Annotated in this window: 3 protein-coding genes; 1 reads left to right on the top strand and 2 read right to left on the bottom strand. The window is 66.0% G+C overall.

What is annotated here, in order from left to right; genetic code table 11:
- A partial coding sequence (locus WBV89_RS10485; protein WP_423981290.1) for a GcvT family protein occupies nucleotides 1–2,158 on the bottom strand: 2,158 nt, incomplete at its 3' end.
- A 76-nt stretch (nucleotides 2,159–2,234) separates the two neighbouring features.
- On the opposite strand from WBV89_RS10485, the gene WBV89_RS10490 reads away from it, so the two are divergent.
- Entirely contained in the window at nucleotides 2,235–2,924 is a 690-nt protein-coding gene (locus WBV89_RS10490; protein WP_423981291.1) for a GntR family transcriptional regulator, read from the top strand.
- A gap of 32 nt (nucleotides 2,925–2,956) precedes the next feature.
- Here the strand turns inward: WBV89_RS10490 and WBV89_RS10495 are convergent.
- The coding region (locus tag WBV89_RS10495) for a PP2C family protein-serine/threonine phosphatase (protein ID WP_423981292.1) at nucleotides 2,957–3,987 on the bottom strand (1,031 nt) is incomplete at its 5' end.

Here is a 3,987-nt window from a genome sequence, read left to right on the forward strand (position 1 = left end):
CCTTCGGACGGGCGAGGCCCGCCTCGAGCGGGTTGTACTCGCTCTCGAGTTCGGCTCCCTGCAATCGGTACCCCTTCTCGATGCGACCCGACGTGCCGTACACGCCACCACCGGTCGGCCGGATGCCATGCTCCTCGCCCACCGCCAACAGTGCGTCCCACAACTTCGGGGCATCGTCCCAGGCGACGTAGATCTCCCAGCCGGTGTCTCCGACATACGAGATCCGGAACAGCATGGCAGCGACCGATTCGCCGGCGAGGTCGAGTTCGACCTTCACCAGCGAGCCGTACGCCGAGCCCGCGAACGAGAGATCTGCGTCGGTGAGCTTGGCCAACACAGCCGGCGCGTTCGGGCCCCACAGGCCGAGGGTCGACGTCTCGAGTGTCCGGTCGGTCACCGTGACCGAACCGTCCTTGGGCATGTACTTCTTCATCCACGCGAGGTCACGCCCGCCGTCGAACACGCCGGTGACGACGATCACTTCGTCGTCTTCCACGTGGTGCATCGTGAGGTCGGAGTGGAAGCCTCCGTCGGGGGTCAGCCACGGCGTGTAGGTCGCCCGCCCCACCGGACCGATCTTGTTCACCGACAGGTAGTCCGCGAACTCCACCGCGCCGGGCCCGGAGATCTCGAAGTTGTGGAACGCCGACAGGTCCACGAGGCCACAGTTCTCCCGCATGTTGAGGTGTTCACCGACGGTGATCGGACTCCACCAGCGGTTGTCCCACTCGACCTCGCGCTCCTCGACGTCGTATCGCTCGACGAGGTCGGCGTTGGATCCGTACCACTGTGGTCGCTCCCACGTCCGCGCCTGGAAGAAGAACGCGTCGAGCGCTCGCTGTCGATCGAACAGCGGCGACACCTGCAGGTTGCGTCGATTCTCCCACTGCTCGGCGGGATGCACGATGCCGTATGTCTTGTTGAAATGCTCCTCGGCGCGCGACCAGATGTGCGCGTCGTTGCGCTCGTGCACGTAGAAGCGGGCGATGTCGGCGCCGTGGGCGTCGATCACCCGCGGGTAGCCGTACGTCATCCACTCGGCGACGACCTGGGCCATGCCCGGCCCCTCCTTGACCCAGACGGCCGCGGCCGACCACAGGTTGCGGACCTCGACCGTTTCACCGAGGCACGGCATCGCGTCGGGAGTGAGCGAGAGCAGGCCGTTGATCGCGTACTTGATCTCGGCGTCACCGAGCATGTCCATCAACTCGATCGCTTCCTCCATCTGCTGGTCGAAGTCGTCGGGCGTGAACGGCATCTCGGTCGGGCTGAGCGCAGCCTCCTCATTCGAGGGAATGTCGTCGGGATGGTGCAGGATCGGGCGGTGGGCGTAGGAGCCGACCTCCATCGAGCCGGATGACTGGCGCTCGTAACAGAACGTGTCCATGTCGCGCACGATCGGGTAGCTGATCTCGCTCTGGGTCTCGGCGAGCACGTCCATCGGACCGACGTCGGCCATCTGGTGCACCGCGGGGACGAGCGGGATCGTCGCGCCCGCCATGTTCGCGATCCGGTTCGACCACACGCCACACGCGACGACGACGTACTCGGCCTCGATGCGGCCCTTGTCGGTCACGACGGCCGTCACCTTCTGCAGCCCGGTCGCCGGCTCGTCCTCGGTCTCGATGCCGAGCACCTCGGTGTTCGCGAAGACCTGGAGCCCGGTCTTCTCGATCGCCTCGTTGCGGAAGAGCGTGCCGGTGTCGAGCGAGTCGACGACCGAAACGGTCGGACAGTGGAACCCACCGAGGATCACGTCCTCGTTGATGAACGGAACGAGTGCCTTGACACCCTCCGGGGTGAGCAGCTCGGCCTCGACTCCCCACGCCTTTGCGGACGTCATCCGGCGCTGGAACTCGTCCATCCGCTCCTGCGTGCGCGCCACCTCGATGCCACCGGAGTCGACACTGCGCTCGACGTCCCGGTACTGGTTCGCGCTCTGCACACCGAGCAGCGCCATCTCCTTGTTGTGATCCACGGGAAAGATGAAGTTCGAGGCGTGTCCGGTCGAGCCCCCCGGATTCGGGAGCGGCCCCTTGTCGAGCAGGACCATGTCGGTCCACCCGAGGCGCGCCAGGTGGCCCACGAGACAGTTGCCGACGATGCCGGCGCCGATGACGACGACCTTGGCCGTGTTGGGAACTTCGTTGTCGCTCATGGCGCTCCTCGTAGATGTGTCAGCTGGGGTCTGACCCCAGATGACACGCTTGACAATGGTGATATATCAACAGAGTATGAGCGATGTGTCAACCCCTGCCACACCCCCACGCTCGCTCGCCGAACGCGCCTACGACGAGATCCGACGGATGATCATCCGCCTCGAACTCGCCCCCGGCGACGTGGTCAGCGAGACCGAACTCGGCGCGGCGCTCGACATGAGCCGAACCCCGATCCGCGAGGCTCTGCAGCGCCTCGCCCGCGACCACTTCGTGACGGTCATCCCCCGGCGCGGGATGTTCGTGAGCGCAATCGACGTCGAGGAACTGTCGATGCTGTACGAGACGCGAGCGATCCTGGAGCCCTACACGGCTCGACTCGCAGCCCGACGCGGTACGGCCGACGACTGGGCCGAAATGGCCGAGGTGCTCGACGAGACGTCGGTCCCGGGAAGGCAACCGGTCGAGCTGATCGAACTCGACCGACGGTGCCACGAGATCATCTGGCGGGCGGCGGGGAACCGGTTCCTGACCAGCACCCTCGACGCGCTGTACGCCCAGTCCGATCGACTCTGGCACATGTACCTTGCCGACGTCGCCGACATGCGCGAGGCGGTCGACGAACACGCTTCGATCCACGACGCCTTCGAACGGGGCGACGCCGACCTGGTCGCCCAACTCGTCGAGGAGCACGTCATCTCCTTCGACACGCAGGTGCGTGCCGCCGTCGCGTCTCGTCTCGACGCCCCGCTCGCACAGCAGGGCTGACGCGCCCAGCGACTCGAACGCGTCGCGTCGGCTCAGTCCACCTGTGCGCGGATGCCGATGGCGGCGATGTCGTCCTGATTCGGACGTCCGCCGAACTCGAGCGCGGCGTCGACCAGGCGATCGAGAACGACGTCGACCGACAGTGCGCTGCTGTCACGAACGAGTTCGAGCATGCGCTCGTCGCCGAACATCACACCGTCTCGTCGCGCCTCGCTGACACCGTCGGTGTAGGCGATGAGGGCAGTGGACTCGTCGAGCTCGACATGCGTGTCGTGGAACTCCACGTCGGTGAGCACCCCGAGCAATGTTCCCGGGCGCCCCACGATGTCGACTCCACGATTCGTGGAGCGGATGGGAAGCGGGTGTCCCCCGCAGCTCACGGTGACCCGCCACGCTCCGTCGGTTCGTCGGCAGCGCAACACCATCGCGGTGCAGAAGCGCCGTGTCTCGTCGCGCAGCAGAACCTCGTTGACGATACGAAGAGTGCCCGAGGGCTCGTGTTCGACGGACGCAGCGCGGATCGTGTGTCGAACGAGCGTGGTGACGACCGCTGCATCGACGCCCTTGCCTTCGACGTCGCCGAGAGCGATCACCCAATCGTCGGGACTGATCTGGAACACGTCGTAGAAGTCGCCACCGATCTCGTGTCCCGCGCCGGCAGGAAGGTAGATGCCGGCAACATCGAGACCGGGAATGATCGGGAGGCGGTTCGGGAGCAAGGTGTTCTGCAGCGTCCGTGCGAGGACCTGGGCGTGCTCCTCGGAGCGCTCCGCGCGTTGCTTGGCCACCAACAGTTCGCGCTCGTACATCCGGCGTTCGGTTGCGTCGAACACGGCCACATGGATCACCCGATGCTCGTCCTGCAGGTCTGTTCGCGCGTTGACCAACACCGGAAGACGACCCCCGTCGGCCGTGACGAGATCGAACGCGATCTCACGCGCGGATCCCTGCATCGCGAGCATCGGCGCGTAGTGGGTCTCGTGGTAGATGCGACCGCCACCGGTCAGCAGGTCGGCAAACGTGCGATGGCCGACGAGGTCGGAGCCGTCCGCGCCGATCCACG

It is taken from the genome of Ilumatobacter sp. (assembly GCF_049588435.1).
Lineage (GTDB): Bacteria > Actinomycetota > Acidimicrobiia > Acidimicrobiales > Ilumatobacteraceae > Ilumatobacter_A.

Bases quoted from the DNA above. Each gene is read 5' to 3' on its own strand.
- WBV89_RS10490 (WP_423981291.1), top strand. From the start codon at position 2,235: ATGAGCGATGTGTCAACCCCTGCCACACCCCCACGCTCGCTCGCCGAA.